A 22,971-nucleotide genomic window follows, 5' to 3' on the forward strand; every position below is an offset into this window, starting at 1 on the left:
GCCCGCATCCGTGCCGTCGCGAGGAGACGCGAGCCCCGCAGCCCGGCGCGTGCGGCGGGCTGCGGGGCGCGATGGGTCGGCCCCTCGCGCTCGTTGGGGGAAGAGGCGTTCAGCGCACGAGACGGAGCGTCGGGCGGGTGTCGTAGGTGATGGTCCAGGTCCGCGTCGCCGATGCGGGTGCCCAGCCGCGTCGGCCGCGTTCCGCGGGCCGGGGCCGGTCGGCGGGGGCGTCGCGGTCGATGTGCCGGGCGGCGGGGTCGATCAGCGCGAGCGCGAGCGGGAGCACGGTCCACGCGGACAAACCAGGCAGCGCGAGAGGTCCTTCGGGCTTGGCCAGCGCCCGCAGGTCGGCGCCGACGGCTCCGCGCGCGCCGGCGAGCGCGTTGGCGGTCGCGTCGCCGACCGCGCCGAGGTTGGGCCTGTCGAGATAGACCGGCATCGGTTCCAGGCCCTCCCAGGTGCCGTCGTGGTCGATCAGCAGCCGCAGCTCGGGCCGCCCGGTGTTGTAGTCGTGCTCCAGGTGCACGAACACGCCGTCCGGCCGGAAGCCGTCCGCTGAGGCTTCATCCGGGCGCTGGTGCTCGGGCCAGACGACGTAGCAGCACCACTCCGGCAGCCGCGTCCAGTCCTGCAACGGGGGCAGGACGGCGCGTTCCCATTCGGCTGCGCCGCCGCCGGCCGAACCCCACAGGTCGCGCACCGCGGTCTCGGCGACCTCGTCGTCCAGGCGGTACACGCCGCGCCCGAGCCGCCACTCCGTCAACGCCGCGATCTTGCCGATGTCCGCCGCGCCGAGCGGGGAGACGCTGGTGGCGTAGGCGTGCACGGCGGCCATCGGCACCCAGCACCACTCCGGCCAGTCCGTCCCGCTTCCGCGTTGATCGGCGAGCTGGCCGCACGCGGCGACCGCGTCCGGATACCGCCTGCGGAACTGCTTCGCCAGCTGGTCTACCCGCGTCGCCGCGTCCACGGCGTTCCTCCTCGGTGCCCGTGTCGCCCGGCCCCTCCGGGCCCCCGCTCAGCACCTGACCCTAGCGGCAGTGCCTCGCCAGGCACGCGACGTCCGCCCGCGTCGACCCGCGCCGCGGCTGCGGCGCCCGGGCGGTGGCGACCCGGTCAGCCAGGCTCCTACGCTGGAGGAGTGAGCGAAACCGCCGAGATCGGCGCCCGGCTGCGGCAAGCCCGGGAGGCGCGGGGGATCTCCCAGCAAGCGCTCGCGGACGAATCCGGGATCAGCCAGAGCTTTCTGTCCCGACTCGAGTCCGGCGCCCGTCTCCTGACCGGACGCGGCCTGCTGGAGACGTTCGCTGAGGCGCTGGGGTGCTCGGTCGCCGAGCTGACCGGCCGACCGGATCCGGTCCCCGGCGCCCTGGTGCTGTCCCCGCTGTCGGCCGCGCTGTCGGCCGCGACGTGGGACGACGTGCCCGACGTCCCGGCCCGCCCGGTCGACGAGCTGGCCCGCCTGGCCGCCGAGGCGAACCGCGCCTCGGCGGACTCCCGCTACGTCGTCGCGAGCGGCTCCCTGGCAGCGCTGCTGGTCGAGCTGCACGTGCAGGCGGTCGCGGGCCCCGCGCGGGACCGCCGCGCGGCCCTGGCCGCGTTGTGCGAGGCGTGCATCGTGACGGTGGGCATCGCCCGCAGCCTCGGCGACTATCCCGTCGCGCTCGTGGCGGGGGAGCGCGCCCGGGCTGCCGCCGCCCGGCTGGAGGACCCCGCCCGCGCCGGGTTCGCGTCGATGTCGACCGCGATCGTGCAGGCCCGCATCGTCGACCGCCCCGCCGCCCTGGCCACCGCCACCACCGCGCTCGCGGCGCTCGACCGCGCCGACCCCGACGCGGACGACCCCGTCGAAGCCGAGGCCGCGGGCATGCTGCACCTGGCCCTCGCGCAGCTGAACGCGAAGGCACGCGACCGGGACGCCGCGTTCGCCCACCTCGCCGAGGCCGCGGCCCTGGCGGCGCGGACCGGCGAGCGCCGGACGCTCCGCTACGACTTCGGCCCGGCCAACACCTCGGCCTGGGATCTGTCCGCCCACGCCGAACTCCACCTCGGGCCGCAGCGGGCCGAGCAGATCGTGCGCCGCCGCGGCTACCTGGCGGGCCTGGTCAGCCTCGACCGCCGCGGCGCGCTGGAATTCGACCTGTGCAGGTGCTTCGCCCAGGACCCGGACGGCGCGCGCGACGACCGCGCCCTCGAGCATCTGAACCGCGCCTACCTGGCCGCTCCGGAACGGGTCGGCAACGACCCGCTGTTCGGTCCTCTGGTCGACGGACTGGAGCGACGCGGCCGGCATCAGAACGACGAACTGCTCGCCGCGCTCAAGACCCGGGTTCGCTGACGCGCCCGCGGCGGCCGCGCCGAGCGCGGTTTCCGCCGCGTTCCCCGCGTTGCCCCTCGCAGGCACGCAGCTTCCGATTCCGGGATCGCCGTGCGGGAATTCGGCATCCGGGCATGACCGAGTCCCCGCGCGCGCTTTTCGACCGCGGCAGGAATCGTTACGCCGCGGTTATTCGCGGAAGAGGCGCCCGTTCATGTTTCGGCCGATCGGACAGCTGTTATTCGCGGCGGAGGCCGCAATCCGCAACAGGTTCAGAGGGCCGTCCGGCCGGGAGCATGCGAAATCCGCACACGGCAGTTTTTTCGTCGCGTTATGCCAGTTCGGCATAGGTTTTCGCGCGACCGGGGTTTTATCGTCGTCGCATGATCGGCGAGGGGGCGGCGGGCCGCAGGTGGGTGGTGATCCGCCGTTACCGCGGCGACGGCCGGCGGCACGTCTACCCGGCGGCGTCCGTGCTCGTGCGGCCTCAGCAGCCGCAGGTGCAGGCGATGTGCCACGCGGAGCTCGGATCGGGGTGGACGCACCCGACGGACATGCTCGACCGCGAGGCGCTGCAAGATCTGGGCAGCCCGTTCGAGTACTGCCTGGCCTGCTGTATCTGGCTGCAGCGGCACCCCGGGGCGCGGGTGGTCGACGGCGGCGCGGCATGCGACCCCCGCGCGCCGGGCGCGTTCCCGTCGTCGCCGTCCCTCGCGACGGGCCCCGGCGCGGACTGTGCGGCCGCGGGCCTGACCGGGCCGTCTTCCCTCGCTTCACCCCCGCAGGTGGGACGCGCCCAGGGGAAGGCGTGCCGCACCGTCCCGGCGCCGGAGCGGACCTCCCCCGTCCGCCGGCGCCCGGAAGGGGGCGGCCCCGGTGACGCAAGCCGGGGCTGTCCTCCTGCCCGCCGGCCGCGGCGGTCCCGGGCGGTCCGGTCCGTCCGCGTGGCGCCGCGTGGCGCCGCGGTGTCGGGCTGGAGTCCGGCGGCGCCGCGATGATCCCCGCCCGCGCCTCGGGCCCGGCCTACGACGGCGGGTCGTGGCGGCTGGCCGATCTCGTGCTCGCCGCCGCCCATCTCGACGACCCGCACCAGCCGGCGATCCGCGACCGCGACGGCCTCGCCGCCGCCCTCGCGGTGAGCCTGCTGGCCGAGCAAGTCCTCGAGGGGACGATCGCCGCCACCCGCGACGAACTGGTGTGGCTGCAGGAACCGGTGTCCGCTCCGCCTCGCGACGCCGTGCTGCGCGTCCTGCTCGGACACGGGCTGCCCGCGCCGATCGCCGTGGTCGCCGACAAGCTCGCACGGGACTCGACCGAGACGGTGTGGCAGCGGCTGGTCGCCTTGGGGGTCGCACAGCGGGTGCCGCGGCTGGGACGCGGGCACGGATTCGCGTTCACCGACTTCAACGCCCGCCAGTGGCCGCGGGCGCTGCTGAGCAGGGCGCCACACCGGCCCGACGCGCCTCTCGACGGCGCGGCCCCGCTCGCCGTCGTGCTCTGGCGCGTCCTGCGCATCCTCGGCCTCGCCACGTTCAGCCTCCCGGCCGGAACCCGCGCGTGGCTGGAGGCCGTCGATCCGCCGCCCGGGATCGGCCCGCTCCTGCGGGCCCTCCCCGCAGCACGGACCTGACCGGCCCGGACCCGCACTTCGCTTCACCCCGCACGAGGGGCACCTCGCCGTGCCCTGTCTTTGCCCTGTTTCCGTTCGCTCACAGGAGGTTTCACGCATGCGCAGGTATTCGTTCCCGCGTCGCCGCCGGCGCGGCTCGGCGGCGATCGCGCTCGTCGCGGCCGCGGTGCTGGCCGGCACCGCGGGGTGCGGGCTGCTCGGCGGTTCCGAACCGGCCCGGGGGCCGGGCGGGCGCGATCCCGTCGTCGTGGCCGAGATGCCGCTGATGGACGTCGCGCCGCTGCACCTGGGCCTCGACCGCGGGTTCTTCGCCGACGCAGGCGTGACGGTCACGACGGCGACCGCGGCCAGCGGCCAAGGCGCCATCGCCAAACTCGTCTCCGACGAAGTCGCCATCGCCTACGCCAGCGACGTCGCCGCGGTGCTGGCCGCGGCCGGCAAGGCCGGCGATTTCGCCATCATCGCCGAAGCCTCGTCGGCGCCGCCGAAAACCCTCGAGCTGGTCGTGCCGAAAAACAGCCCGATCAAGTCCGTGAACGACTTGCCGGGCAAAAGGATCGCGATCAACGCGAAGCACGGGCTCAGCGACACTCTCGTCATGGCCGCCCTCACCGCCCGCGGGGTCAAGGTCGGCTACGACGACATCCAGTGGGCGGAGATGCCGTTCCCGAGCATGGCCGGGGCGCTGCGCCGGGGCGACGTCGACGCGGCGTCGACCGTGGAGCCGTTCGTCACCGAAGCAGCGAAGGACGGGGCCGAGGAGGTGCTCGACCTCGCGTCCGGAGACACCAAGGATTTCCCGGTGTCGTGCTATCTCGCGAAAAAATCGTGGGTCCGCAGTCATCCGGCCGAGGTCGCGGCGTTCCGCGCCGGACTGCGCCGCGCCGTCGATCTCGCCCGCAACGACCCCGGCACGGTCCGTGCGGTCGTCGCCGGCTACGCGAAGATCAAGCCCGACGACGCCCAACTGGTCAAGCTGCCGGATTTCCGTGCCGACATCGCACCCGTCGCGCTGCAACGCGTGCCCGACCTGCTCAAAAGCTACGGGGTGATCGACAAACGATTCGACATCACGACCCTGATCCTCAATCCCTGACCCGACCGGCGGCGGCCGTGTCGCCCTCCAGCACCGGCGGGCGGCGAGGCCGGGCGCCCCGGCCCGCCGGCGGATGCGAAGGGTTGCGGCTGCGGCGAGCGCGGCGCGGAGGCTGCGGGCGTCACTGAGCTCCTCCCTGGGTTCCTTGTTCTGTCCGGCGAGCAGCGCGGCAAGTCGGCGTTCGAGCAGTCATCGGTTTCCGTTCCTCTCGCGGTGGTCTCCGGGGACGGCTGTGTCGCGGTCGGGGTCGGCGGGCGCGCGGGCGGCTTCTTCGCCGGCCCGGGCCGCGTCGCCGGAGGCTGCGCCGGCGGGTGTGCTGTCGAGATCGGCAAGGGCGGCCCGGAGTTCTTTCTCGGTGTGGGGCGACTGGATGCGTTCGACGCGCGGGAGCAGGGCGAGCAGCCGCGCGCGGGCGGCGCCGGGATCGCCGCGGCGGGCCTGGATCCCGGCGACCTGGACCGCGGCCTTCACGAGCTGGGGCAGGTCGCCGATGCTGTCCAGGTAGCGGATTGCCTCGTGCAGTTCCCGCCACGCCTGGTTCTCGCGGCCGAGCCTGATCAGGATCGCGCCGCGCCGCTGCAACGCCATTGCCGCGCCGCGCGGCTGGTCGATCTCGAGGTGCTTGTCGATGCTGCGCTGGTAGAGGGCCAGGGCGAGCTCGAGGTCGCCGTGGTCGCGGGCGGCGCGCGCCATGCGGGAGCAGGAGGTGGCCAGCGTCGGTCCGTGCTGTTCGCGCTCGTCGATCTCCAGCGCGGCCTGGTGATGCTTCTCCGCGTTCTCGGTCTGGCCCGTCTCGAGGGCGATGAATCCCAGCTGCAGCAGCATCAGCGCCTCGGCCGGAGCGTTCCGGCATTCCCGCGCCGCTGCGAGCCCGATCTCGCACAGGTCGCGGAACGAGTCGTAGTCGCGCACGTGCAGGAAGAAACCCCACGCCGCCTCGGCCAGTCGCCACAGTTCCTCGTTGAATCCGTGGGCGGCGGCCTGGGCGGCGACGGCGTGGACGGAGTCGCGGTACTGGTGCCACCACTGCATCGCCGTGCCCGGGTCGTCGGCGAACACCGCGGTGTCGACGGCGTCGGCGGCGGCGTCGAGGCGGGCCCGGTGCTCGTGGACGACGCGGCTGCCTGCGTCGGTTTTGTCACCGAGCGCCTGGACGCAGCGGGGCAGGACGTCGGCGAGGTCCGGCTGGTCTCGTGCGCGGACGCCGGCGTCGGGCCAGACCATCTTCGACAGCGCCACGCCCTCGCCGCAGGAGGCGTCGAGCAGGTTTTGCTCGTCCAGATCCGCGATGTCGGCGGCCGCTGCCTCGCGCGTGCAGTGGAGCGCCTCGGCGAGCACGTCGAGGTCGTGGGGGACACGGGCCAGCAGGCCCAGGGCACGGTAGGTGCGCCGGGCCGACTCCGGAAGGGCGCTGAAGGACGCGTCGAAAACCTTGGCCGCGTCGGCGAATTCTCCGGTGAGCCGGGGCCGGGCGGTTCTGCGGCGGCCGCGGCGGGTCACCGCTTCGATGGCGAGGAAGAGCGGGTTTCCGTGGCAGCGCTGGAGGACGGCTTCGAGGTCGTCCTCGGCGATCTGTCCGGGGCGGATGCGTTCCCGGACCAGGACGCGGGCCTGCTCGTCGGGGAGGCCGCCGAGCACGAGGATGTCCGCGCCGTCGAGTTCGAGTCCGGGCAGCCGGGACCTGCTGGTGACGAGCACGACGGCGCCGGGGGCGCCCGGCAGCAGGGCGCGGACGTCGGCGCTGCGCTCGGCGTCGTCGAGCAGGACGGCGATTCTCCGGCCGTCGGTCATCGCCCGGTAGGCATTGCCCCGCAGGATCGGGGAGTGCGGGATCTCGGGCAACGGGACGCCCAGTCCGGAGAGGAAGCCGTGCAGCAGCACCCCGATCTCGGCGCTCTCGGCGTCGAGGCTCGCGTACAGGATCCCGTCGGGGAACCGCTCGCGGCGCGTGTGCAGCCAATGCAGGGCCGTCGCCGACTTGCCGGTGCCGCCGAGCCCGGTGAGCACGGCCACCGACGGGCCCGGGCCGGTGCGGGCGGCGATCTCGTCGAGCGCGGCGAGTTCGGCGTCGCGGCCGACGAGCAGCGGCGGCGGGGGCGGGAGCTGGACCGGCCCGCGCGCGGGGACCGGGCGGCCGGTCACGGTTCCCGCCCCGGAGGCTCGGCATCCGCGGCGGGCGGTGTGTGCGCGGTGTCGGGAGGCGCGGCGGCCGCCGGGATCCCATGGGAGCGCAACAGTTTCTTCAGGCAGCGCAGGACGGGCGTCTGACCGCACAGGCGGGCCGGGACCGGCGTGCCGTCGCATCCGGCGAGGGCGCCGGTCGCCGTCATCACCGCGGCGGTCAGCGCAAGCACGGTGCGGGTCGCGCGCGGCCGGCGGCCGCGGGGCGCGCACCGGGGCTGCTGTCTCGGGCGGCCGGGAACGCGGTGGTACGCGCGATCGCTGACGGGGTTCATGGGCGGAGCTGTTCTCCTGGGTGTCGGGCGCGCGGTCAGTGCCGGAGATTGCCGAGCGCGAGGGCGGCGATGTCGCGGGCGGATTGGCACGGGTCCTTCTCTCCTTTGTGCACGGCCGATTGGGTGATCGACACGACGAGGGTTTCGCGGTCGCTGGTCCCCATCGCGACGTCGCATTCGCCCCGGCCGGCCCGGGGATCGTCTTCGCCGTAGGCGACGACGGGATACCCGTCGACAGGCGCCAGCGGCAGGAAGAACGGGTAGGCGCCGCCTTTGGCGCGGTAGACAGAGGTCAGGCCGAGGTCGTTGATATCGGGGTACAGCACCGCGACGGACGCCTGGGCGAACCAGCCGCACGCCGGACCGACAGGGCCCTGCGGATCCGCTTGGACGCGCGGACTGGGGCCGAGGAGGCCGGAGATCTGGGCCGGCGTCAGCGTGGCGCACGGGTTCTGCTTGAACCTGGCGGTGTCGAGCGGGTGCGGCACGCTCGGCACGCCAGGCCCCGGAAGCGGTCCTGTGTACGTGGTTGCGGCGGGTGCGGGCGGGAGGTCGTTCCGGGGCGGCTCGGCGCGCGGGGGCTCGGCAGTCCCGGAACAGGCGGCGAGCGCCGTCGCGGCCGCCAGCGCGACGGCGGCCGCCAGCGCGTGTCTCGCCTGTCCGCCGCCTGTGCCGCCGGGGGCAGGCGAGGCGCTGCGGGCCTGGGGTGCGGAGGCGCCGGCCCGGCTCGGGGAGCGCGGCGCCCGGCGGGGGCGGATCCCGGTTCGCGGCGTCATTGTCCGCTCGCGGGGGTCGGTGTGACTGCGTCCGCCGCGTTCTGCAAGGGCGGGGGCCAGGGTTTCGCCGACGGCACTCTCCGGGTGTCGTCTGCGCTGCGGTTCTTGGCCTCGCGGTTGTTGTCCGTGGCGCGGGTGTTGGCGGCGCGAGCGGCGTTGCTGTTCATCGGTGGCGTCGATCTCCTTTGCGTTGAGCGTTTGAACGCGGCGGGCGGTCTGCGGATGCGCCGTGCCGGACGGTGTGCGGCGCGTGCGGTGCGCAGACGACCTGGCACAGGCCGTCTGCGAGGTCGGCTCTGAACGCGACCGCGGGAAATCCCTGGATGGGAGGAAGCGGGCGCCAGAGCCGACGTCGGTTTGCTGTTCTGGCAGTCGGCGCTGAGCCCTTGGCGGTCCTCGGTGACGTAGCCCGTGCTGATCGCGGAGCCGGAGTCGGTGTTGCTCCGGCGGCGGCTCGGTCCGAGCCGGGCGAGGTTCCTGAGCGTGCCCGGCCGCGTCACCGAGACGACGCCTCCCACCGGGTCCGCGGTCAGCGCGGTCTGGCACGGATCGCCGGAAAGGGCGCTCGCCGGCAACGGAGTCTCCGCTTTGGGCGCTCTGCTGTGCGGCAGCGCGCCGGTGCGGACGGTCGCGACCGCGACCGCGGGTGCTCGTGCCGGGCCGCGGGAACAGGCGGCGGCGAGGACGACGGACCCGGGGACGAGCGCGGCGGACGCGGGGCATCGGGCGGATCCTCTCGGGTTCTCGCCTCGGTCCACGGTTCCCAGGCGGCATCCGCGGTCTCCGTTCCACGCTTTTCCTTTCAGGGCAGGGCGAAATTCGGGAATTCCGGAGGGGGATTCGGCCGGAGGGCGAGGGCCGGGCAGGGCAGGGCCTGCGGATCCGAGGGCACTCGCGGACGCCGGTTGCGCCCCTGGCGCCCGCCGCCGCGGCCGGGGCCTGCTGGCGGCGAGCCCGACGGCTCCGGAGCCAGCGAGCGACGGCTGCGCCGATGGCGCGGTTCACGAATGTCCTTTCGCCAGAGGAAAGCCTCGCCAGCGCGGGGCGTGCACGGTTGTCGGCGGTCAGCTCCGGAGGTTGCGGTACACGGTTTCCATCACCTGGCGCGCGGCATCGCACGGGTCGCGTTTGCGGCTGTTGCGGGCCGATTGACGGATCCCGACGTCGAGGGTCTGGGTGTCGCTGGTCCCCAGAGCGACGTTGCATTCGGGCTTGCTGGCGCGCGCCTCCACGCCGTAGGCGACGACCGGGTATCCGTCGATCGGCGTCATCGGGTCGACGAACGCGTAGGCCCCGCCCTTGGCGGCGTAGATGCTCGCCAGGCCGAGTTTGTCGACGTCGGGGACGAGGAGGATCACCGACGCCGGCAGGGGCGCGTGGGGTCCTTCCGCGGTGTGTTCGAACCACGCGCAGCCCGGCCCGCCCGCGCCGTGCGGGTCGGGCAGGGTCCGCGTCCCGTCGCCGAGCAGTTCGGCGATCTGTGCGGAGGTCAGGGCGCTGCACGGGTTATGGATGAAGCGGGAGATGTCGAGCGGGTGCTGGATTTTCGGGACTGCGGGACCGGGAGGGGTGTCCGCCTGCGCGGGTGCCGGCGAGGACGACGCGGCGGGAAGGGAGGGGGCAAGACCGGAGCATCCCGCGAGGAGAGTCGCCGCGACGGCCAGGAACGGGACGGCGCGGGCGCGTGCGGTCGGGGCGGAACGCGCGCGGCGGTCGTTCCTCCGGTCGGCGGGCGCCTGCCGGGCGGCGGCATGCGGCGCTCGGTCCCTGGCCCGGGCGCGGGATGGGAGTTTCCCTCGGAGGCGGGTCACGCCGGGTTCCCGGCGCGGTGTGCGTCGCGCACGCGGTCCACGGCGTCGCGGAGGTCGGCGGCGAGTACCGGCAGAGCCCCGGAGGGCAGCCGATCGGCCTCGGGCGCGGTGCGCGCGGCGGGGTGGTTCGCGGTCATCGGGGCGTCGTTTCCTTGTCTGTGCGGGGATGTCGGCTGCGGCTCGGGTCGTCCGGGTCGTCCTGCGGCCACCGCGTCGCCGGGGCCGGGCCGCCGCCGGAGTCCTCGGTGCAGGGGTGTTGCGGCGCGAGCGGCATCCGGCCGGGTCCCGGGATCCGGGCGTGGTCGGTGTAGCGGCGGGGTCGGGGGGCGTGCAGGACCGGAGTCGCGCGGGTATCTCGGGCGGGCGCGGCGCGGACGTCGGCGTCGGGTGCTTCCGTGCGCGGGATCGGGATGGTGCTCACCGCGTCGTCGGGGGGCGCCTCCTGCGCCAGCCGTGCGGCGAGCTCGTGCACGGTCAGATGTCCGCGTGGGGGCGGGACGGGCCGCCGCGCCCGCGCCAGCGCCGCCAGCGCCGCTCCTGCGGCGACCAGTACCGCCGCGGTCAGGACGAGCGCCTCCGGGTGGGGCTGGCCGATGTCGGCGGCCAGGGGGAGGTGGACGGTCATTTCAGCTCCTCCCTCGGCTGCTGCTCGGACGCGGCGAGCGCCAGCAGGGCGGAGTCGGAGTCGGCCGCGTCCAGCAGGACCGGGGGCTCCGATTCCGCCGAACAGGCCAGCGGGGCGAGGGCGAGCTGACTGAAGATGTCCGCGGCGACGTCCTCGGGAAGGTCGGATTCGGCCAGCGGGACGAGGAACCGGGCGAGGTGCGCTACGGCCGACGGCGCGAGCCCGGCGACGAGCCGGTCCCGCCGCTGCGCTGCTCGCTCCGGCCGGTGCCGGCTCTGGACGGCCAGGACCTCCGCGATCTCGTCGGTGCGTTTGGCCGCGACGCGGCCCAGCTGTGTCCAGTTTTCCGGCGGCACTGCCGCGAGCTCTTCGGCGGTGGTGAACCCCGCGTTCTCGAGGATCGTGCGGGTTCCGCGCGGCAGCGGCAGTTGCAGGTGCTGCAGCGGGGTCAGGGACTCGGGCAGTCTCGCCAGGCTCAGGCCCGCGCAGCCGCCGGGGCCGTCGAGGACGGCGCGCAGTTCGCCCGCGAACGGAGCGGTCCCCAGCGCCAGCACGGTGCTGTTGCGTGCCGCAACGATCGTGGCGCTCTGTGGTGGGTGCGCCTCGTCGATCCGGTGCAGTTCGACGAACAACCGCTGTCGGTCGCGGATGTCGCGCGCGACGTACTCGAGCGCGCCCCGGGCGTTGATGGCACGCCAGCACTCCTCCTTGGCGCCGACGTCGCGGGCGACGATCGACACCGCGTGCCGATCGATCGGCGTGCGCAGGCGGGAGGTGATCGGGACGACGACGGCGGACACGAGCGGGAACGTCCTTTCTGGACTGGGCATGGCGGCGTGGGATTCAGTCGTTGAGGGTGCGCAGGCGTGCGGCGAATTCGGCCGGCGTCAGGGCGCAACGTCCGGCCAGCACCCTCTGCACGGCCGGGCCGAACTGCATGGCAGGCGAGGCCGATGCCTGGCGGAGATTGGCGTGGGCCCAACGCGCCGCGGGGGCCAGGGCCGGGTCCCTTGCCGCCGCCAGCAGGGACAGTCGGATCTGGACGCCGCCCTGTCCGGCGGACGTGATCCGGTCGTGCACCCGGGCGAGCAGTTTCTCCGGCGATTCGTCCATCGCGACGCACAATTCGACCAGCCGCATCACGTAGAAGCGCCGCAGCGCGAGTTCGTAGCACCCCAGGGTCTGCACGGACACCTCGCAGCGCAGACGGGCGCGCAGATCCGAGCAAGTCCAGCCTCGGCTTTCGCGCCTCTTCCGCAGCTCGTCTCCGAGGAAAAGCCAGTACAGCAGCTCGGGAACGTCGGTCAGGCGCAGCACGGAGTCCGGCACCCGGGACGGGCGCCGCAGCGGCGGGCGTTTCGCTGGTGTCATCAAGGGGGGTCCTTGCGATGGTCGTCGTGTCCGGGGCGGCGCCAGGCGGCGGGCCGGGACATCGAGCGTCCCGGTCCGCCGCTGGTGTCATCCGCCCAAGGCGAATTCGGTTTGTGCCGGTGCGGCATTCGCGGCTAGGTCTCCGGGGTGTCTCTCGGGACGGACGGGTCGACGAACAGCGCGGCGTCGGCCATGTCCTTGAACGCCCAGTCGCCGACGACCGGCTGTGCGACGGCCGCCACCAGGAAGCAGCCGATCCCGACCAGAGCGGCGGGCACGTCGCCGTACCAGTCCTGCACCACGACGGCCGTGCACGCCGCGAACCCCGCGGCCAATACCAGGTCGACCCACCCGTTGGGTTTCCGGAGGCTCCGGAGCAGCGGGTGCCCGGACGCGATCTCGGCGCGTCGCTTGCGCATCTCCTCGAACCGTTCCTCTTGCAGCTGGCCCTTGGTGAGCTGGCGCCGCGCCCGGTCGCGGCGCTTCCGGACGATCCTGACGATGTTCCGCGCCATCAGCCCGACCACGACCCCGAGCAGCACCGCCACGAGCGGGAGAGCCCACGGCGGCACGTGCCACAGCGCGATCACCCCGAACATCCGCATGTAGGTCTCTACCAGGAAGATCAGCACCACCAGCAGGCCCTTCGCGGTCTGCCGCGCCGCGTGCCGCTGGTAGGCCTTGTCCGCTTCGTCCTGCAGCGTGTCGAGCGCGTTGTCCTCGTCGTCGATCATCGCGAGTTCTTCCGTTCCTGGATGGTGGGCGGCCGGAGCAGTCCCGCTTCGCGGGCGGCCTTGTCGGTGAGCCGGGCGAAATTGACGGTCTCGATCCGTCCGTTCTTCCGGGCGTCCTCGCTCGATCGGGGGCGGTTGAGGTACCAGCCTCGTCTGGCGGCATCGGGATCTTGTTGAGCCGGTCGAGGGCGTCGGCGAGGATCTCCGCGGCCTGGTCGCGGTCCTCTTCGGCACGACGTGCCGCCCATGCCTCTTCCTCGACCCACGCGGCCGCGACGTCGCGCTTTCTCTTGTTGCAGCACGTGTTTCGGCCGAGAACGGGGCTGTTTCGGGTCACGTCCCGGCGGGACTGTCCGACGCGATGTCGGGGTTGTTCATTGCGGGCGCTGCGCGGCGGCCTTCGCCCGCCTGGCGCGTGACGACTCGTCTCACAGCGGACGGATCGACATCTCTGCTTCGATCGCCGGTGCTGCTGGCCTTCGCACGGCCGACATAGCGAATTCCTCGTCTGGGCGAGCCCGGCAGCGTCCATGAGGGACAGAGGCCCCGCAGCCGGGAAGGTTTGCGTCGGCGGCACTGCCACAGTCGTGTTCACCAGCGGCTGCCTCGGCGTCGGCGGGCATGCAGCGGTCGATCGCGTTTGGTGCGTCGGCCGGGGGTGAGCATGAGCGCGCTGTCCCGATCCGGGAGGCGAGTGAGGGGGCGTCATCGGCAGCCGAGGGCATCGAGGATGCGGCGGGTTTCGACGTTGGCCGGGGCGATGCCGCGGTCGGGCGGTTCGCTGCTGTCGGACGAGGGCGGGCGGGGGTTGATTCGGGTGAAGCGGATCTCGGGCCCGTGTTCCGGCTGGAGTGTGATGGTGCCGAGCCCGTATTTCGTCAGCAGCAGGGCGTCTTCGTCGTAGGCGGTGCCTTTGAGGCAGCCGTCGAAGTACGTGCCGATGCGGGTGGCCTCGTCGTGCCCGCGCTCCGGGAGTCCGACGGCGAGGAGACAGAGGGCAGGGACCAGCGGGACGAGGCCGTGCTCGAAAGCTGAGGTCGCGTCAATGCCTGGGCCGAGCCAGATCGCGAGCACCGTCCCGGCCGCTCCGCCGACGGTGGCCGTGACGTACGCCACCAGGACAGGGTCCGCGCTGCTCGGAGTGAGCGCGACCGCGCCGAGAGCGGACCAGCCGATCCACCCCACCGCGGTGATCCACTGCCCGGTGTCGAAAGGACCGTCGGTCTTGTCGCGGGGGCTGCGGCAGACGGAACGGAGTCGGCCGCGGCCGGTGAGGCGGCGCGCGGCCGCGCCCCAGGTGCTGCGGAGGAACATCGGAGTGACCTCGTTGCGGTGAAGGTGTTCGTGGCGATCGGGCGGGAGCGATGGCGCGGAAGGTGGCGGGCCGGGGCCGCGGGGATCGCGCGGTCCCGGCCCGCCGGTGTCAGCCGGCTTGCGCGGAATCGTGTTGCGCGGGGCCGTGGGTTGTGGCCGGTGCGGGGATTCGCCCGCGGGCCACGTCGAACATCCAGGCCCGGTAAGCCGCAGAGCTGGTGTACACGGTCGGTGCTTCACCGGGCAGCGGTTTCGAAGCCCGGCTGCAGATGCCGACCAGCATCGGCACCCCGTCCTCGTCGACGACGACGGCGGGGCCGCCGGAGTCGCCGGGGCCGGGACCGTCGGTGCCGTGCGGGTTGTTCGTGCAGATCTCGTTGCGGGTGATGCCCGCGTCGGCGCACTTCCACGCCGGGATCACCCGGGTGTCGAGCTGCTGCAACTGCGTGGGCAGCGGCCCGGAGCCGTCGGGATTCCACACGCCCCAGCCGTAGAGCCGGATGGCGGCGCCCGGCCGGGCTTCGCGCGGGGCGACTCGGATCGGCTGGATGTCGACCGGATTCTCCAGCCGCAGCATCGCGTTGTCGAGCATGGGATCGCTGCCCCACTTCCACCGGGGATCGACGACGACCTGCACCACGTTGCGGATTTCGCCGCCCTGGGTGCGGTCTTTAGACCCGACCTGGACGGAGAACTTCTTGTCCGCGGTGGGGATCGGGTCGCTTCCGCCCGGCTCGTCGGTGACGCAGTGCGCCGCCGTCGCGACCCAGCCGGGAAATACCAGCGCTCCGCCGCACGTGTGGTGGTCGACCACATTGTGCTTGATCGCGGTGTAGCGGATCGAGGCGACGTAGCCGGTGTCGCCGGTGGCCTTGGTGCCGCCGACGATGTGCGCGTGCGCGTCGGCCGAGGCGGTGTTCGCCCCGCACAGCGCGGACAGGGCGAACGCGACGCCGGCGAGCGCCGCGATGTTTCTCTTCATGGGTTCCTTTCTGTCGACAATGGACGGTTTCTGCCTTCCCTCTGCGGAAATCGTCGGTCCCGCAGCCGGGAAACTGGGGGGGTGCGGCGTGGCGTCGTGCTCGGCGGTCGCCGCAGGATCCAGGTGGGGCACCGGGGCGAAGCAGACTTGTGCGCCGTTACGTCGGTTGTCCGTCCGGACTGTCCAGTCGCACCGGAAGCCGGGCGGGGGAGTTGGCGAACAGCGACTGCAGCGGGGGCAGGGAGTCCGGTTCGTCGGCGAGGGCCAGGTGCGGGTACCGGTCGAACAGCGCCGCCAGGGCGACGGTTCCTTGCAGGCGTGCGAGGTGCGCGCCGAGGCACAGGTGCGGGCCGCCGCCGAAGGCGAGGTGTTTGGCCGGGGTGCGGTGCAGGTCGAAGGCGTCGGCGTCGGGGCCGTGGCGGTCGGTGTCGCGTCCGGCGCTGCTGTATCCGGCGAGGACGAGGTCGCCGGCGGGGATGGCGGTGCCGGCGATCGTGATGTCGGCCAGCGGGTACCGGGCGGGGAAGTTGCCGACGGGACCGGTGTGGCGCAACGATTCCTCGACGACGCGCGGCCACATGTCCGGGCCGCCGTCGCGGGCGGCGCGCAACTGGTCGGGGTGGGTCAGCAGAGCCAGGGATGCGTTCGCCAGGAGGCTCGCGGTGGTCTCGTGTCCGGCGGTGAGCAGGAGCCACAGGGTGTCGATCAGCTCGTCGACCGACAGCGGCTTGGTGTCCTCGCTTTTCGACGGCGTGTTCGTGTCCGCGGTGGGGTTGCAGAGGTCGATCAGCGCGGTGGTGAGGTCGTCGCCGGGTTCGTTGCGGCGCAGGGTGACGAGCCTGCGCAGGAGGTGGTGGCGGGTGTGCTGGATGTGGGTGGCTTCGCTTGCGGTGAGGGTGCTGTCGAACAGGCGCTGGACCAGGTCCGCGAGTAGCGGCCGCCAGTCGTCGGGGACGCCGACGAGGTCGCAGATGACGGTCAGCGGGACCTGGTCGGCGAAATGCGCGCGCAGGTCCACGATGCCGTCGGGGCCGGCGTGGCGGGGGAGGGTGTCGAGCAGTCCGGCGGCGACCGTCTGGATGCGGGGGCGCATGGCGGCGACGCGGGCGGGGGTGAAGACCTTGGCGACCGGGCGGCGTAAACGAAGGTGGTCGTCGCCGTCGGCGTAGACCATGTTGTCGACTTTGAACATGCCCAGCAGCGGCCAATCCGCGGGGACGCTGCCGTCGGCGAACGCGGCCCAGTTCCGCCAGTCCTTGCTGACCTCGGGGTGGGCGAGCAGTGCGGCGATCGCGTCGTGGCGGGTGATCAGCCATGCGGGTACGTCGCCGGGCAGCACGACGCGCACGACGGGCCCGGCCGCGCGCAGCCGGGCGGCTTCGCCGGCGCGGTCGGCGGCGGTCGGGTCGAGGCGGAACGGGCCGGGCGCGGTCGGTTGGGGGTCATGCGGCATGTCCGGGCTCCTGGCGGTCGGCGGTGCGGGTGGCGAGGACGGGCAGGTGCGCGGGGCCGCGCGTCCACGGGGAGGGCTGCAGAGTGATGCGGCGGGGCTCGATCGCGAGCCGCGCGTCGGGCAGCTGGTGCAGGGCGGTTTCGACCGCGGTGCGGGCGATGAGCCGTCCGGCGCGCTGGGCGGGGCAGGCGTGGTGCCCGACGCCCCAGGCGAAGTGGGCGCGGTTGCCGACCGCGGGCCAGTCCTCGCCGTCGCGGCGGATCTGCGGGTCGGCGTTGGCTGCGGCGAACGCGAGGATCAGCGGGTCGCCTTTCGCGATGTGCCGTCCGCCGATAACGGTGTCGCACAAGGCGTAGCGGGCGGGCATGTTGCACATCGGCGGGTCGAGCCACAGGACCTCGTCGAGCGCGTGGTCGATGCCGAGGCGCCCGCCGCGCACCCGGGCGGCGAACCGCTCGTCGGTGAGCAGGATGCGCAGGGTGTGCCCGATCCACACGGTGGTGGTCTCCCACCCGGCCGACATCATCAGCACCATCGACTGCACGATCTCCGCGTCGCCGCGCAGGTTGGGGTGCGCCAGGAACGCGGTGGTGAGATCGTCCTCGCCGGGGCGGGCGCGGTGCTCGGCGAGGACGCGGGCGAGGATGTCCTCGAGTTCCGCGTTGCCGGCCTGGGAGTCCTCGCCGGAGCCGAACAGCGCGATCAGGCAGCGCTGCAGGTCCTCGGACAGGTCGGGGTCGATGCCGAACAACCCGGCGACGGTCAGCATCGGGACCTGCCGGGCGTAGCCGGCGACCAAGTCGGCTTCGCCGGTGTCCGGGAGCCGGGCGAGGAGCCGTTCGCAGGTGGCGCGCACGATCCGGGCCATCCGCGGCTCGGAGAGCCCGGCGAGTCCCTGGACCAGCGGGGCGCGCAGCCGCGCATGCCTTTCGCCGTCGGCGAAATACGCGTTGTCGCGGGGGAACATCATCGGCGCGAGGCCGGAGTCTGCGGGAACGCCGCCCTCGGCGTACTGGCGCCACTGGGCGGGGTTGCGGGCGAAGCGCACGTCGTCGCGGGAGACGGTGCGGACGTGTTCGTAGTCCATCACCAGCCAGGCGGGCACGCCGTCGGCGAGAGCGACCGGGGCGATCGGCAGACCGTCCCAGCGGGCGCGCAGGGCGGCGTAGGCGGCCTGCGGATCGACGCAGACGGTGGTGTCGGTCAAGGGCCGCAAACCGGTGAGCTGGTCGAGCGGCACCTTGGGCGGGGCGAGCGGGTCGGTCATCGGGGGGATGCCTCCGGGCAGTCGTGGCGGGCGAGGGCATGGGCGACGACACGGCACAGCGCAGTGATCGAGGAGCGACGGTCGCGGGCGTCGCAGTGCCCGAGCGGGATCCGCGGGTTCAGGTCCAGCGCGGCGCGGATTTCTGCGTCGTCGTAGACGGGGGCGTCGGGGAAGTCGTTGACGGCGACGACATAGGGCAGGCCGCGGTCGTCGAGGTGGTCCAGCACGGGGAAGCACGCGTCGAGGCGGCGAACGTCGACCAGAACCACCGCGCCGATCGCGCCCAGGACCAGGTCGCCCCACATCGCCCGGAACCGGTCTTGGCCGGGGAGTCCGAACAGGTAGAGCACGATCCGGGCCTCGGGCAGGGTGATGCGGCCGAAGTCCAACGCGACGGTCGTGGTCGTTTTCGCCTCGACGCCCTCCAGCGGGTCGAGGTCCGCGCCGGCGGCGGTGAGGGGTTCCTCGGTGCGCAGCGGCGCGATCTCGCTGACGGCGCCGACCAGGGTGGTCTTGCCGACGGCGAACGGCCCGGCGACGAGGATCTTCGCCGTGCGCGTCACGTCGCGGGACAGGTGGATGTCCTCGTCCTGCTCAGAGCTTCTGGAGGCCACGCAGCACCTTTTTCATGAACTCGGGGTCGGGGCTGTCGAGCTGTGCCTGTGCGTGCACGGCCAGCAAGCCGTCGTCGAGGAGATCGCTGACGAGCACGCGCGCGACGGTGATCGGGATCCGCTGCCGGGCCGCGGCCTCGGCCAGCGACAGCGGGCGGCGCAGATCCGCCAGCAGCGCCCGTTTCTCGCTGACCGATCCGGTGTCGGCGCATCCGGCCTCGGTCGTGCACAGCACCGTGTCCGGCAGCACCCGTGCGCGGGTCGGGCGGGTCCGCCCGCCGGTCATCACGTAGGCCGCCACCGGGCGGGCGGGAGCACCGTCGTCGCGCACTGCTCAGCCTCGGGCGGGGGTGAACCAGGCGGCGTCGCCGGGCCGGGCGACGCGCTCGGCCATCGCGCTGGCGACGAGCGCAGCGCTGGCGCTGGCGGTGGTGAACACGGCCAGGCTCGCGAACAGGCTGCGCTCGTCGGGGGGCGCGGCGCTGCGGAGGAACATGCGGTGGCCCTCGGTGGCGCACATCCCGTCGCGGAACGGCTCGTCCGGCGCGCAGTCGCCCATTACGGCGCGGGAGGCGGACAAGATGGCGCAGCAGCCCGCCGCGCGCTTCTCCGCGGCATCCCGACCGAGGTCTCCGCGGTAGTCGCGCAGCATGCCGTCGGCGGTGAACACGACGGCGAAGAGCACGTGGGGCAACTGGACGAGCTCCTCGAGCATCCACGCGTCGCGACTGGCCGCCGTGGTGTCGTCGCCGGTCGCGGGCGTGGTTTCGTCGCGGGTCGATGCGGGGTCGGTCATGGCGTGTCCTCGGGAGTCGGCGCAGGGCGGGCGGGGTCGGAGGCGGCGGTGGCCGGCGGCGCGCCGTCGACCAGTTCGCCGTAGAACGCGGCGGCTTCGGCGGGGGACTGCGGACGGGGCGGGGTGCCGGCGGGCGTGCGGGCGGCGGGCTGGGCGGCCGGTGCGCTGCGCGAGCGCCGAGGGAGGCCGCCCGGGGTGGTCGGCACGGCCCGGCTTTCGGGGGCGGGAAGCGGAGCTTGCGGGACCAGGGTCGAGGGGGCGGGGTCGCGCCGCGGTCGCGGCGGTTCGGGCGGCTCGCACTCGGCGGCCGAGACGAGCAGATGACGCGGGACGGTCACCGCCGCGGCGAGGCCGCCCTGGACGGAACGGCCGAGGCGCACGGCGATGCCGTGCTCGTGGGCAAGGCGGCCGACTGCGGCCAGCCCGGTTTGGGGCGGCGTCCCGAGATCGGGCAGGCCGACCGGGACGCGGCCGGAGGCGCGGTCGTCGGCCCAGCGCAGCCGGTCGTCGCCGAGCCCGTTGCCGTCGTCGCGGACCTCGATCGCGTATCCGCAGTCGACCGGGGTGATCGTTACTGCCACCTTCGAGGACGGGGGCGAGGCTTGGGTCGCGTTGGCCAGCAGCGCGGCGACGATGTGGATGACCGGTTCGACCGCGTGCGCGACGACGGCCGTGTCGGCGGTGTCCGGGCCGGTGACGCGCTGGTACGCCTCGATGCGCCCGGTCGCGGCCCGTACGACGTCGGCCAGCGACAGCGGATGCTGCCACTGCTGTCCCAGCCATCCGTCCAGCAGCACCGCCAGCGATTGCGTGCGGTGCGCCTGCTGGGCGGCAAGGTGGGAGATCCGGTAGGCGATCTCGGCACGGCCGGCGTCGTCGAGATCGCCCGCGAGGAACAGCACCTCGGCCTGTTTGTGGATGCGGTGCGCCGCGTTCTGCCAGCTCGTCGCCAGTGCCAGTGCGCCGTCGCGGGCGGCGTCCGCGCGGTCGCGCACGTCGTCCAGCAGCCGTTCCACGAGCCCGGCCTTCGCGGAGGAGGCAGGGAACTCGCCCGGGTACGGCGGCTGCTCACCGTGCACGTACGCCTTGAGCTGTGCGATCACCGCGTCGACCAGGGCGGTGTCGGTGTCTGCCCGGTCCTGGGCTTCCGCGTCGGCCTGACGCCTCGCGTTGACCTCGCCGCGCAGCCGGATCACTTCTTCGCGCGTCTGGCGGGCCATTGCGGGAGACACCACGGGGGCGAGCCAGGACAGGGCGCGCACGGCGCGGCCGGCCAGGCCGCGTGCTGTTGTCGGAGTCTGCATGGTCACCTGATTCGTGAGTCGAGGGGATTCGGTCCTGGAAAGGACTGTCGAATGCGTGCGGGACGAGGCGGGGAAAGGCGGCGGTTCGAGGGGAGCGAACCGCTGCTGCCCCTCAGTAGGGCTGGGTCGTGCCGGTGCCGCGGGGGACCGTCGGGCCCGGGCCGATCCGGGCTGGGAAGCTGCGTGGTCATCGTTTGCGGGCGACTCCGACCGCGACGATGCGCTGGGCGACGGTGGGTTTGCCGAGCAGCGGGCCGTCGGGCCACCATTCGACCACCGGCACGACGCCGCCCGGTTTCTTCGGCCCGGTCGGGATCAGCTCCAGGTCGTGGAACAGGTCCTTGATCTCGGCGCGGGTGCGGGCGGAGACGTCTTTCATCGACCCGTTGCGGACCGACTCGAGCAGCCCTTGCACCACGTGGTCGTCCTCGGATCCGTCGTGGGGGTCGAGCAGGTGCGAAATCGCCACGTACGAACCGGACGGGAGCCGGTCGATGAATTCCTTCGTGACCTTGCCCGCCAGTTCGCGGTCGTCGGTGTGGTGGTGCAGGGCGAGCAGGAACAGCACCGCGATCGGCTCGTTCCAGTCGAGGTGCTCGTTGACCGTCGGGTGGTCGAGAATGCTGGGCGGGTCGAAGAAATCCGCTTCGAGGTACTCGGTGAATTCGTTTTCGTCGAGCAGCGCCCGCCCGTGGCTGGCCACCACCGGGTCGTAATCGACGTAGACGACCTTCGCCGTCGGATCCGCGCGCTGCACGATCTGGTGCACGTTCTCCGCGGTCGGCATCCCGGAACCGCAGTCGATGAACTGGCGGATCCTTGCGTGGTAGGCGAGAAACCGGCAGACCCGCGTCATCAGGTGCCGGTTGACCCGGGCGGTCTCCGCGATGTCCGGCATCACGCGGGCGGCTTCCCGCGCGACCTGCCGGTCGATCTCGTAATTGTCCTTCCCGCCCAGCAGATAGTCGTACACGCGGGCGGCGCTCGACTCGTTCGGGTTGACCCCCGGCGGAACGTTGAAGTAGTCGGTCATGACGCGTCGCTCCCGGACGCCGCACCGGTGCCGTCTGCGTCGTGGCGCCGGTCGAGGGCGTCGAGGGCCGCGCGGACCTGACTCTCGAAGTAGGGCGACCTCAACCGCCGCACGCCGGCGAGCGCCACTGTCAGTTCGTCGCGGGCCTGCTCGTGCTCGCCTCGCCGGGCGTGGATCTGGGCCAGCACGATGGTCGCCTTGGCGTACTGGGCGGGGTCGTCCTCGTGCAGGAAGACGGGGCCCGCTTCGCGCAGGTAGCGCACCGCGTCGTCGTCGCGTCCCAGTTCGATCATGACTTCCGCCATGCGTCGCCAGGCGAGAGCCTCGCCGCGCCGACGACCGATGTCGTGGTGTTTCGCGGCGCTGGCCTCGTACAGCGGCAGCGAGCCCTCGAGGTCCCCGCTGTCGCGGGCGGCGCGGGCCCGGTGCGAGAGCGCGGTGGCCTGGGTCGGGCCGTGCTGCTCGCGTTCGCCGATCTCGGCCGCCGCGGCGCGGTGGGCGGCGGCGGCGTCTTTCCATCCGGATTCGAGGCAGAGGAATTCGAGCTGGTGGTGCATCAGCGCTTCGATGATCGGCCGCTTGCACTGCCGGGCCGCGTGCAGGCCCGCGGTGAACAGCAGCAGGCCCCGTTCGTAGTCCCGGTAGTGCAGGAAGAAGCCCCAGGCCGCCTCGGCGATCTGCCACACGTCCTCGTGCCAGCCCTGTGCGGCGGCGGCGTCGGCGACGGCGTGGATGACGTCCTGGTCCCGGAGCCACCAGTCGAGCGCGTCCGCGCGGTCGGCGAAAACGCCCTGTGCCGCACCGAGTTCGGCCGCGTGCAGCGGACGGTGCGAGTGGATGAGCGCGCTCGCGGCGACGGCTTTGGCGCGGTGCCAGTCGGCATAGCGGCGCAGAAGGTGAAGGCGGCCGCCGTCGACGCGTTCCCGTGCGTGGTCGCGGACGAGATCGTGCTGAGCGACGGTGTCGCCGTTCAGTTGCACCAGGTTGGCCTCGACGAGCTCGTCCACAGCGTCGTCCAGGACTGCGGGCTGGACGTTGAGGGTGTGGGCGAGCGCGTCCAGCGCGACATGCGGTCCAGGCATGTCGGCACACGTCAGATGGACGAGTTTCGCGAGGTCGCTGGCGGCGGCGTAGGAGTCATCGAGAGCGTCGTGCACGGTTCCTCTGATCGTTGGGTTCTGCAGGCGGATGGCGTCCCGGCGCACGTCGCGTGCGGGACGCGCGCGCAATCTCGCCCCGGTGACAACGAGCATCAGCGGCAGCCCTGCGCACGCCGCGGCCAGCGCAGCCGCGACGTCCCGAAGCCTGTCGCGGCCGGTGTTACGGGCGAGCAGGTCGAGGGCGGAGGTGTCGGGAAGCGGTGCGACCGGGGGTGTTCCTTCCGGGCGGAGC

At 73.1% G+C, this 22,971-nt stretch carries 23 protein-coding genes; 3 read left to right on the forward strand and 20 right to left on the reverse strand.

The genetic code is table 11. The features are described from left to right. Nucleotides 1-109: 109 nt before the first annotated feature. The gene (locus tag CU254_RS43450) at nucleotides 110-970 is read right to left on the reverse strand and encodes a hypothetical protein (RefSeq protein ID WP_009086222.1); all 861 of its coding nucleotides are present in this window, start codon (nucleotides 968-970) and stop codon (nucleotides 110-112) included. A 171-nt stretch (nucleotides 971-1,141) separates the two neighbouring features. Here CU254_RS43450 and CU254_RS41235 point away from each other — a divergent pair, with 171 nt between their 5' ends. From CU254_RS41235 to CU254_RS41250, 3 genes are all read left to right on the forward strand, one after another. Continuing rightward, nucleotides 1,142-2,338 (forward strand): helix-turn-helix domain-containing protein, encoded by a 1,197-nt coding sequence (locus CU254_RS41235; protein ID WP_050788553.1) that lies wholly within the window; start codon nucleotides 1,142-1,144, stop codon nucleotides 2,336-2,338. A gap of 973 nt (nucleotides 2,339-3,311) precedes the next feature. Then, a complete protein-coding gene (locus tag CU254_RS41245) occupies nucleotides 3,312-3,947 on the forward strand; it encodes a GPP34 family phosphoprotein (protein ID WP_009086220.1) in 636 nt (211 codons plus the stop codon). 97 nt (nucleotides 3,948-4,044) lie between these two features. Beyond that, entirely contained in the window at nucleotides 4,045-5,043 is a 999-nt protein-coding gene (locus tag CU254_RS41250; protein WP_037719206.1) for an ABC transporter substrate-binding protein, read from the forward strand. Nucleotides 5,044-5,232: 189 nt separating this feature from the next. On the opposite strand, the gene CU254_RS41255 is transcribed toward CU254_RS41250, so the two are convergent. The 19 genes from CU254_RS41255 to CU254_RS41335 form a co-directional block, all read right to left on the reverse strand. Then, a complete protein-coding gene (locus CU254_RS41255; RefSeq protein WP_037719204.1) occupies nucleotides 5,233-7,185 on the reverse strand; it encodes a tetratricopeptide repeat protein in 1,953 nt (650 codons plus the stop codon). Further along, complete coding sequence (locus tag CU254_RS43455) at nucleotides 7,182-7,499, reverse strand: hypothetical protein (RefSeq protein WP_037719203.1); 318 nt, start codon at nucleotides 7,497-7,499, stop codon at nucleotides 7,182-7,184. The genes CU254_RS41255 and CU254_RS43455 overlap by 4 nt, the downstream gene beginning before the upstream one ends. Nucleotides 7,500-7,534: 35 nt before the next feature. Then, entirely contained in the window at nucleotides 7,535-9,049 is a 1,515-nt protein-coding gene (locus CU254_RS45115) for a DUF3558 family protein (RefSeq protein ID WP_369871196.1), read from the reverse strand. 290 nt (nucleotides 9,050-9,339) lie between these two features. After that, nucleotides 9,340-10,086, reverse strand: a complete 747-nt coding sequence (locus CU254_RS41270; protein ID WP_009086216.1) for a DUF3558 domain-containing protein — start codon at nucleotides 10,084-10,086, stop codon at nucleotides 9,340-9,342. After that, on the reverse strand, nucleotides 10,083-10,223 hold the full coding sequence (locus tag CU254_RS43460) for a hypothetical protein (RefSeq protein ID WP_158688152.1): 141 nt from the start codon (nucleotides 10,221-10,223) through the stop codon (nucleotides 10,083-10,085). Before CU254_RS43460 ends, CU254_RS41270 begins: the two co-directional genes overlap by 4 nt. After that, nucleotides 10,220-10,711, reverse strand: coding sequence for a hypothetical protein (locus CU254_RS41275; RefSeq protein ID WP_009086213.1), 492 nt, complete (start codon nucleotides 10,709-10,711; stop codon nucleotides 10,220-10,222). The genes CU254_RS43460 and CU254_RS41275 overlap by 4 nt, the downstream gene beginning before the upstream one ends. Further along, nucleotides 10,708-11,511 (reverse strand): hypothetical protein, encoded by an 804-nt coding sequence (locus CU254_RS41280; protein ID WP_037719198.1) that lies wholly within the window; start codon nucleotides 11,509-11,511, stop codon nucleotides 10,708-10,710. The genes CU254_RS41275 and CU254_RS41280 overlap by 4 nt, the downstream gene beginning before the upstream one ends. A gap of 43 nt (nucleotides 11,512-11,554) precedes the next feature. Continuing rightward, nucleotides 11,555-12,082 carry a helix-turn-helix domain-containing protein gene (locus CU254_RS41285; RefSeq protein WP_009086210.1) on the reverse strand — a complete coding sequence of 176 codons (528 nt, stop codon included), beginning with the start codon at nucleotides 12,080-12,082 and terminating at the stop codon, nucleotides 11,555-11,557. Nucleotides 12,083-12,216: 134 nt separating this feature from the next. Further along, nucleotides 12,217-12,816: a hypothetical protein gene (locus CU254_RS41290; RefSeq protein WP_037719196.1), complete on the reverse strand. Its 600-nt coding sequence runs from the start codon at nucleotides 12,814-12,816 to the stop codon at nucleotides 12,217-12,219. A 705-nt stretch (nucleotides 12,817-13,521) separates the two neighbouring features. Then, entirely contained in the window at nucleotides 13,522-14,130 is a 609-nt protein-coding gene (locus tag CU254_RS41295) for a hypothetical protein (protein WP_009086207.1), read from the reverse strand. 109 nt (nucleotides 14,131-14,239) lie between these two features. Next, nucleotides 14,240-15,112 (reverse strand): trypsin-like serine protease, encoded by an 873-nt coding sequence (locus CU254_RS41300; protein ID WP_009086205.1) that lies wholly within the window; start codon nucleotides 15,110-15,112, stop codon nucleotides 14,240-14,242. A gap of 157 nt (nucleotides 15,113-15,269) precedes the next feature. Beyond that, entirely contained in the window at nucleotides 15,270-16,565 is a 1,296-nt protein-coding gene (locus tag CU254_RS41305; protein ID WP_009086203.1) for a cytochrome P450, read from the reverse strand. Next, nucleotides 16,555-17,832, reverse strand: a complete 1,278-nt coding sequence (locus tag CU254_RS41310; RefSeq protein WP_009086201.1) for a cytochrome P450 — start codon at nucleotides 17,830-17,832, stop codon at nucleotides 16,555-16,557. Before CU254_RS41310 ends, CU254_RS41305 begins: the two co-directional genes overlap by 11 nt. After that, complete coding sequence (locus tag CU254_RS41315; protein WP_009086199.1) at nucleotides 17,829-18,446, reverse strand: ATP/GTP-binding protein; 618 nt, start codon at nucleotides 18,444-18,446, stop codon at nucleotides 17,829-17,831. Before CU254_RS41315 ends, CU254_RS41310 begins: the two co-directional genes overlap by 4 nt. Further along, nucleotides 18,427-18,777: a DUF742 domain-containing protein gene (locus CU254_RS41320; protein ID WP_009086198.1), complete on the reverse strand. Its 351-nt coding sequence runs from the start codon at nucleotides 18,775-18,777 to the stop codon at nucleotides 18,427-18,429. Before CU254_RS41320 ends, CU254_RS41315 begins: the two co-directional genes overlap by 20 nt. Before the next feature lie 3 nt (nucleotides 18,778-18,780). After that, entirely contained in the window at nucleotides 18,781-19,242 is a 462-nt protein-coding gene (locus CU254_RS43465; RefSeq protein WP_009086196.1) for a roadblock/LC7 domain-containing protein, read from the reverse strand. Beyond that, nucleotides 19,239-20,546: an ATP-binding protein gene (locus CU254_RS43470; RefSeq protein WP_158688151.1), complete on the reverse strand. Its 1,308-nt coding sequence runs from the start codon at nucleotides 20,544-20,546 to the stop codon at nucleotides 19,239-19,241. Before CU254_RS43470 ends, CU254_RS43465 begins: the two co-directional genes overlap by 4 nt. A 187-nt stretch (nucleotides 20,547-20,733) precedes the next feature. Then, nucleotides 20,734-21,579, reverse strand: a complete 846-nt coding sequence (locus tag CU254_RS41330; protein ID WP_009086193.1) for an SAM-dependent methyltransferase — start codon at nucleotides 21,577-21,579, stop codon at nucleotides 20,734-20,736. Continuing rightward, the gene (locus CU254_RS41335) at nucleotides 21,576-22,736 is read right to left on the reverse strand and encodes a tetratricopeptide repeat protein (RefSeq protein WP_050788550.1); all 1,161 of its coding nucleotides are present in this window, start codon (nucleotides 22,734-22,736) and stop codon (nucleotides 21,576-21,578) included. Before CU254_RS41335 ends, CU254_RS41330 begins: the two co-directional genes overlap by 4 nt. Between the last annotated feature and the right edge of the window lie 235 nt (nucleotides 22,737-22,971).

The organism is Amycolatopsis sp. AA4 (assembly GCF_002796545.1).
Lineage (GTDB): Bacteria > Actinomycetota > Actinomycetes > Mycobacteriales > Pseudonocardiaceae > Amycolatopsis.

Excerpts from the sequence above, each read along its gene's own strand:
- CU254_RS41330 (WP_009086193.1), bottom strand. The coding sequence starts at position 21,579 with ATGACCGACTACTTCAACGTTCCGCCGGGGGTCAACCCGAACGAGTCG.
- CU254_RS45115 (WP_369871196.1), bottom strand. The coding sequence starts at position 9,049 with ATGCCGCCTGGGAACCGTGGACCGAGGCGAGAACCCGAGAGGATCCGC.
- CU254_RS41290 (WP_037719196.1), bottom strand. The coding sequence starts at position 12,816 with ATGATCGACGACGAGGACAACGCGCTCGACACGCTGCAGGACGAAGCG.
- CU254_RS41250 (WP_037719206.1), top strand. The coding sequence starts at position 4,045 with ATGCGCAGGTATTCGTTCCCGCGTCGCCGCCGGCGCGGCTCGGCGGCG.
- CU254_RS41245 (WP_009086220.1), top strand. The coding sequence starts at position 3,312 with ATGATCCCCGCCCGCGCCTCGGGCCCGGCCTACGACGGCGGGTCGTGG.
- CU254_RS41310 (WP_009086201.1), bottom strand. The coding sequence starts at position 17,832 with ATGACCGACCCGCTCGCCCCGCCCAAGGTGCCGCTCGACCAGCTCACC.
- CU254_RS41285 (WP_009086210.1), bottom strand. The coding sequence starts at position 12,082 with ATGACACCAGCGAAACGCCCGCCGCTGCGGCGCCCGTCCCGGGTGCCG.
- CU254_RS41275 (WP_009086213.1), bottom strand. The coding sequence starts at position 10,711 with ATGACCGTCCACCTCCCCCTGGCCGCCGACATCGGCCAGCCCCACCCG.
- CU254_RS41300 (WP_009086205.1), bottom strand. The coding sequence starts at position 15,112 with ATGAAGAGAAACATCGCGGCGCTCGCCGGCGTCGCGTTCGCCCTGTCC.
- CU254_RS43470 (WP_158688151.1), bottom strand. The coding sequence starts at position 20,546 with ATGCAGACTCCGACAACAGCACGCGGCCTGGCCGGCCGCGCCGTGCGC.
- CU254_RS41305 (WP_009086203.1), bottom strand. The coding sequence starts at position 16,565 with ATGCCGCATGACCCCCAACCGACCGCGCCCGGCCCGTTCCGCCTCGAC.
- CU254_RS43455 (WP_037719203.1), bottom strand. The coding sequence starts at position 7,499 with ATGAACCCCGTCAGCGATCGCGCGTACCACCGCGTTCCCGGCCGCCCG.
- CU254_RS43465 (WP_009086196.1), bottom strand. The coding sequence starts at position 19,242 with ATGACCGACCCCGCATCGACCCGCGACGAAACCACGCCCGCGACCGGC.
- CU254_RS41295 (WP_009086207.1), bottom strand. The coding sequence starts at position 14,130 with ATGTTCCTCCGCAGCACCTGGGGCGCGGCCGCGCGCCGCCTCACCGGC.
- CU254_RS43460 (WP_158688152.1), bottom strand. The coding sequence starts at position 10,223 with ATGACCGCGAACCACCCCGCCGCGCGCACCGCGCCCGAGGCCGATCGG.